This is a genomic window from Pseudoalteromonas phenolica (assembly GCF_005886345.1).
Lineage (GTDB): Bacteria > Pseudomonadota > Gammaproteobacteria > Enterobacterales > Alteromonadaceae > Pseudoalteromonas > Pseudoalteromonas phenolica_A.
Genome location: NZ_PNEC01000003.1, coordinates 145,837 through 152,487, shown reverse-complemented (window position 1 = coordinate 152,487; position 6,651 = coordinate 145,837). Strand labels below are relative to the sequence as shown.

The 6,651-nt window shown below is 39.2% G+C and carries 5 protein-coding genes; 1 reads left to right on the top strand and 4 read right to left on the bottom strand.

Features of this window, described 5'->3' with window-relative positions:
- Nucleotides 1–18: 18 nt before the first annotated feature.
- Entirely contained in the window at nt 19–1,839 is a 1,821-nt protein-coding gene (locus tag CWB72_RS02095) for a protein kinase domain-containing protein (RefSeq protein ID WP_138628884.1), read from the bottom strand.
- A gap of 55 nt (nt 1,840–1,894) precedes the next feature.
- On the bottom strand, nt 1,895–3,559 hold the full coding sequence (gene glnS / locus CWB72_RS02090; RefSeq protein ID WP_138628882.1) for a glutamine--tRNA ligase: 1,665 nt from the start codon (nt 3,557–3,559) through the stop codon (nt 1,895–1,897).
- Between the two features lie 220 nt (nt 3,560–3,779).
- Between glnS and CWB72_RS02085 the strand changes: the two genes are divergently transcribed.
- Nucleotides 3,780–4,847 (top strand): DUF3083 family protein, encoded by a 1,068-nt coding sequence (locus CWB72_RS02085; RefSeq protein ID WP_138568453.1) that lies wholly within the window; start codon nt 3,780–3,782, stop codon nt 4,845–4,847.
- Between the two features lie 135 nt (nt 4,848–4,982).
- On the opposite strand, the gene CWB72_RS02080 is transcribed toward CWB72_RS02085, so the two are convergent.
- Entirely contained in the window at nt 4,983–5,744 is a 762-nt protein-coding gene (locus CWB72_RS02080) for an SDR family oxidoreductase (RefSeq protein ID WP_138628880.1), read from the bottom strand.
- A gap of 8 nt (nt 5,745–5,752) precedes the next feature.
- Nucleotides 5,753–6,640, bottom strand: coding sequence for a 3-hydroxyisobutyrate dehydrogenase (gene mmsB / locus CWB72_RS02075; protein ID WP_138628878.1), 888 nt, complete (start codon nt 6,638–6,640; stop codon nt 5,753–5,755).
- Nucleotides 6,641–6,651 lie beyond the last annotated feature (11 nt).

Genomic DNA, 6,651 nt, shown 5'->3' with positions numbered 1-6,651 from the left:
ACTTTTTATGGGTAAGTCCTATTTATTTAGTGCTTTAGGATTTCTTGGATAGTAGTTTTGAGGCTGGCTCTGGCATAAATCAAATTCACGGGTGTTTTTATAAGGTAGCTTCATAAAACCTGCAACACCAAAGTTGTCTATACATAAGGCGTACTGCATGATTTCTTCTAAAAGTGCCTTAAATTGACTTTCCTTAGACGCATCCAATAAGCGATAGTAATGGTGGATCTTTAAACGGTTTTCTACCGATTCAAAAATAATGCATCCTGTGTGGTGAATTTTGTTTAACTCAAAAACACATTGAATAATACTTTTTGGTAACTGCAATTGCTCGTCAGGATCTTTCCCATCTTCGAAATAACTATGTGGACGGGTTATTTCTTGGCTACTGGTATCAACAACCGAGTAATGTAACTTAGGTAATACATCGAAAATAAACGCCCCCGTGCTGTCTCTTTCTAATTGAATAGTTTGCCTTGCATCAAATAAGCAACATTTGAACAAGCCTTTTTGGGTTATGCCTTGCGCAAGCATAACCGTTGCATTCACAGAATCGGTAAATGCTTGATGTAAAGATTCATCATGCAAAATTAGACTTGATTCAATATGTAGGTTTTCTTCTCGCCAATGAAAACTTAAGCCACCAACCACGGGGAATTTTGCAAGGCGACTTATTGACGCTAAGAAAGCTTTTTCGGTATCTCCGGTATCAAACAAAAACTCTTTATAATATCTATCTAGTTGTGCATCGTTAACATCAAGCAGTTGTTGATTATGATCTGCTCTTCGTAGGAATTCTTTACGAGAACTGTACACAACAGTGTCAGGTTCAAATTCAAATTCATTAACCCAAAATGGAATATTCGCTTTGACTGTTTTATTATCTAGTTCAGGCAAATAAACTTTAGCCATACTTGGCATATTGCGGATAAAATAGTCTCCTGCTGCATCTCTTAATTTTTTATCCTTTGACAGCATATTGTCTATGACTGTCGCAAACTCCTGAGGTAACCCAAGACTTGCAGCTGGAATAACACCCACACCAAAACGGCATGATTGTGCACTTGCCAATGCATAGAGTGTTGACGCAACACCTTGTTCATCAAATCGGGGTGATGACTGCATACCTGACATTTGTTCATCACCTATAAAATACACGTCGCCCATGCGGGCATTGGTACTCGATAAATCTGCTGACATTAAGTCCATGATGTTGCTGGCAACGACTTCACCATATTCATCAATTTGCGCATAGACAGAACTCCCCCAATCAACCAGAGAGAACTCATCTGTATCAACATCCCATACAATATTAGAGGGTTTGATATCACCGTGGACAATAGGTTGTGGGCTTAAACCATTTTTATGGCGACGAAGATCTAACAACACATTTCTTAGTTTTAACGCTAAGCTCATGATGTCTTGAACGGAGAAACGGCCTCGTTTAAGTGAGATTTTTTCTAAATCTTCTCCTTTTGCTCGAGCCATCATCAAAATGCCTTGTTTTTTTACCCTTTCAAAGGCAAAAAACTTAGGCACCATGGGGTTATTAATTTGCGACAACATATAAGCTTCGTCTTCAAGCCTATCCCTGATACTTTGAGCAAGAGTAATTCGAGAGAACTTAAACACCCACTCTCGCCCGTCTTCACCAATGCCTGCGAAAACAAACCCAAACGCACCAGAACCAATTTCTTCAACACTGCTATAACCCAATAACTGCAATTGTTTCTTACATATATTTAGCCACTGCCTATGCTTTTTTGCGTCATGGTGAGAGAGCAGATAAATAGATTGTTGTTCGTTGATATAGAAATTATTGATTGATTTGGCAGTCATAATTATTGTTATTTTGATCAAAAAAGGCCGATAAATCGGCCTTTTATATTGAAGATTAAGCTTGTTCTATTTTGGCCCAAGAATCTCTTAAACCAACTGTTTGGTTGAATACAAGACCTTCTTCTTTATTGTCGCGGCAATAATACCCTAAACGCTCAAATTGGAAGCCTTGCTCAACGGCTGCTTGAGCTAAAGACGGCTCAAGTTTAGCTGACTTAATCACAGTGAGTGAGTCAGGGTTAAGGGTTTCAACAAACGACTCAGCTGCAGCAGGGTTTGGTACATTGAACAATCTGTCATACTGACGTACTTCAGCTTCTACACAGTGTGTTGCCGATACCCAATGAATAACACCTTTTACTTTACGGCCATCAGCTGGGTTTTTGCCTAGTGTATCTGCATCATAACTACAGAAAATAGTTGTGATATTACCCTCAGTATCTTCTTCAATACGTTCAGCTTTAATAACATAAGCATTGCGTAAACGTACTTCCTTGCCAAGTACTAAACGCTTAAACTTCTTATTTGCTTCAACGCGGAAATCTTCACGCTCAATAAATAACTCTTTCGTAAATGGTAATTCACGGGTGCCCATAGATTCTTCTGAAGGATGGTTTGGTGCAACTAACTGCTCAACTTTACCTTCTTCGAAATTTTCTATCACAATACGTACAGGATCGATAACTGCCATCGCACGTGGTGCGTTATTGTTTAGGTCATCACGAATACAGGATTCTAACATGCCCATTTCAACCATATTATCTTGCTTGGTGATACCTATACGCTTACAAAACTCACGAATTGAAGCAGGCGTGTAACCACGACGACGAAGGCCTGCGATAGTAGGCATGCGTGGGTCATCCCAACCATCAACATGATTCTCAACCACTAAATCATTTAGCTTACGCTTTGACATAACCGTGTATTCAAGGTTTAAGCGGGAAAATTCGATCTGTTGTGGGTGACACTCTAGTGAGATGTTATCTAAAACCCAGTCATAAAGACGGCGGTTATCTTGGAACTCAAGTGTACATAATGAATGAGTAATGCCTTCAAGTGCATCAGAAATACAATGAGTGAAGTCATACATAGGGTAAATGCACCACTTATCACCTGTTTGGTGGTGATGTGCAAAGCGGATACGGTAGATAATAGGATCACGAAGTACCATGAACGAGCTAGACATATCAATCTTAGCTCTAAGAACACATTCGCCCTCTTTGAACTCACCTTTACGCATTTTTTCAAATAAAGCTAAGTTTTCTTCAACTGATGTGTCTCTGTACGGACTGTTTTTACCTGGCTCAGTTAATGTGCCGCGATATTCACGCGCTTCATCAGGTGATAAGAAACATACATATGCCAAACCTTTTTCGATAAGTTCAACTGCATAGCCATGAAGCTTATCGAAGTAATTAGATGAATAGCAAATTTCACCATCCCAGTTAAAACCTAACCAAGATACGTCTTCTTGAATCGACTTAACGTAGTTGATGTCTTCTTTTTCTGGGTTTGTGTCATCAAAACGTAAGTTACATAAACCTTTGTAATCTTGAGCTATACCGAAGTTTAAACAAATAGATTTCGCATGGCCAATGTGAAGGAAACCATTTGGCTCAGGTGGAAAACGTGTATGTGTTGATTGATGCTTGCCACTTGCTAAGTCGGCATCAATGATATTTCGGATAAAGTTAGTTGGGCGATTTTCTGTTTCCGCCATAGATATGCATTCCTCTGAATTAAGCATTCACATTCTCGCCGCATTATTACAAAATCCAATTAAAACTAATAGGTGTTAAAGATGATTATTTACAGAATTGAGTAGGAAACTCTAAAAGCATCATAAAATATGACTACTGTCTTAATCTTGACCCAATGTCATAAATTCATCACATAAAGTCGTTAAAGTTCGCGTGAATTTGATGACCAAGGACAACATAATGGCAACTAGTAGTACAAGTAGAGTTTATATTCCGACTAACGCGCGAAACAATCAATATCTTCTAGCTGAATTCAAGCCAAGTAATGAATTTATGTCTAGTTTTGATTCTATTGATGACTTCTATGACAGGGTTTCAAGGAAACTGTTTATCGCATGCGAAGAGAATGGTTTGTATAACGTGCATATGATTGCCAATGACAAGCTACCAATCACACGTTTTCATGAAGAATCATACTGCCTTCAAACTGAAAAACAAATGATATTCTTCTACAACCCTAGATACCATGAAGGCCATAAGTCCTATTGGCAAAAGGGTGTAAAATCAAAAAAAATTAGTCTTTTATTTTTAGCCACGGGCGATGCGCTAAGAGAGAATGCAGCCGCGTTCCACAATAAAGTTCTAAAGACATTGAAAGATTTAAAATCAAAGTTAGGGATTAGTGATTTACTAAGGGTGAGAGATCATCAACACCTCACATACGACCTATTCTCTAGAGCGAAAGGACATAAAGAAACGTATGGTTTCAAACTTAGAAGTCTATATCCTAGATACGAGGCTAGAAATTGTTATATTCCAGACAATCACTCAGAAATGACATATGTGACTTTTAATATTCCTGTGACACGTAGTTTAAAAACAAATTTTCCTAGTTTATTCGATAGTAATGATTACGAAAAATTTTATAAACTCGTTGAAGATAAGTTTTTCAGTGCTTGTACTTTTAAGCAAATCACACTGGCGTCAATGGTTGCTGATGGACGTCTGCCACTGGTCAGAAACAGCAAAACTGATCAACCAGATCAAAATAGTGAATTACAAAAATTAAGCTTTGATATCAGCTCTGATGAGATTCAATTGAAATCTCAATGGAACAAAAACCAACTTGTAGATACTCTACACTTTGTTGTTGTTGCAAAATATTCAGACAAAAAAGATGTCGGGTATGGAAAGTTCATGAATAATGTTGAGGCGTTAATTCGTAGTTTATCCCAAAGCTTAGAGATATCAGCAAAAGATCAAGAATTAAATGTCAGGTTTTTCCAGCACATTAGCTATAACGTATAGTACTGTGATTGATAACGAAAAAGCACCAACCAAAAGCAGACTTTATAAGTTTGTTAATAGGTTGATTAAATGAAAGGTGTTGACAAAATAGACGCTAGATTATCAAAAATGATAATCTAGCGTCTATTTGTTAGATTAAAGTCGTATACCGCCATCAACTTCGACGACACGACCTGTGAAAAAGTCATTTTCAATGATGTATTTTGCTGTATGGGAAATTTCTTGTGCTTCTCCTAAACGACCAACAGGTTTCATCTTAACCAAACGCTCTTTCGCTTCAGGTTTCATGGCATCCGTCATTTTAGTGCGAATAACACCAGGTGCGATTGCACCGACACGAATACCAAAGCGACCAAGTTCTTTCGCCCATGTCGTTGTCATGGCAACCACACCTGCTTTAGCAGCTGCGTAGTTGGTTTGACCCATATTACCCGCACGTGCAACGCTCGACATATTAACAATGACACCACCTTCACCACTTTCAACCATTTTTGCAGCAGCTTCTCGGCCACATAGGAAAACACCAGTGAGGTTAACATCAATAACAGATTGGAATTGTGTTAACTCCATTTTTGCAGTGACTACGCCATCTTTTGCTTTTAAAAGCAGACCATCGCGTAGAATGCCGGCGTTGTTAATAAGTACATGTACGGCACCGAAATCACTGACGATATTGTTGAAAACTGCTTCAACGTCAGCCTCAACACTCACGTTAGCTACATAGGTTTCAACTTTAACATCAAGCTTAACCAATTCCGCCTTTGCCTCTACCAACACTTCATCTTGCATATCGATTAAAGCAAGGTTAGCGCCTAGTTCTGCCATTTGTGTGGCCATCGCAAAACCTAAGCCTTGCGCGCCACCAGTAATGACAACTGTTTTATTTTTAATGTCCATAATGCAGTCTATTTTTCACTATAAAGTTTGAAGATTGCGCTAAAGTCTTCGGCACCTTTACCCTGATTTTGCATCAGGTTGTAAAGGTTTTTCGCCAATGCGCCCATAGGTGTTGCCGAGTTAGTTTGTTGCGCAGCTTGCTGAGCTAAACCTAAATCTTTGGCCATTAAGTCCACCATAAAGCCCGGCTTGTAGCCATTTGAACTCGGAACATTCTCAAGTACATCTGGACAAGGATTATAAAGCTCTAACGTCCAGTTACGACCTGAGCTGTTAAGCATAATCTCACTTAGTACTTTTGGATCTAAACCATGGTCTACACCCATCTGTAATGCTTCACTGGTACCTGCCATGAGTATACTTAACAGCATATTGTTACAAATCTTCGCAACTTGCCCTGCACCAATATCACCTGCATGATAAATATTTTTACCCATGGTAGGCAGTATCGTATTTGCTAATTCAAAACAAGCAGTTGAACCACCCACAATAAAGGTTAACGTGCCAGCGGCAGCACCTGCAACACCACCAGATACCGGCGCATCTACGAATTTAATACCAGCTTCGCCAAGTGCCTTGCCAACGAATTGTGCTGACTCGGCATCAATTGTCGAGCAATCAATGACTAAGGTGCTTTTGTTTAAATGATTTACTAAGCCATTTTCGCCAGTGTAAATCGCTTTAACATGCTTGCCTGCAGGTAACATACTGACAACAAAATCAGCGTTCTCGCAAACTTCTTCTACCGCGTTTACGGCAGTTGCACCGGCTTCTACAAGGGTTGAGATTGCGTCTGGGCTTAAATCAAAAACGCGTACTTCGTGACCTGCTTTAACCAAATTGATGGCCATTGGACCACCCATATTTCCTAAACCAATAAATCCAATTTTTGCCATTGTTACATTCC

Coding starts and splice junctions, on each gene's coding strand:
- mmsB (WP_138628878.1), bottom strand. CDS start 6,640: ATGGCAAAAATTGGATTTATTGGTTTAGGAAATATGGGTGGTCCAATG.
- CWB72_RS02095 (WP_138628884.1), bottom strand. CDS start 1,839: ATGACTGCCAAATCAATCAATAATTTCTATATCAACGAACAACAATCT.
- CWB72_RS02085 (WP_138568453.1), top strand. CDS start 3,780: ATGGCAACTAGTAGTACAAGTAGAGTTTATATTCCGACTAACGCGCGA.
- glnS (WP_138628882.1), bottom strand. CDS start 3,559: ATGGCGGAAACAGAAAATCGCCCAACTAACTTTATCCGAAATATCATT.
- CWB72_RS02080 (WP_138628880.1), bottom strand. CDS start 5,744: ATGGACATTAAAAATAAAACAGTTGTCATTACTGGTGGCGCGCAAGGC.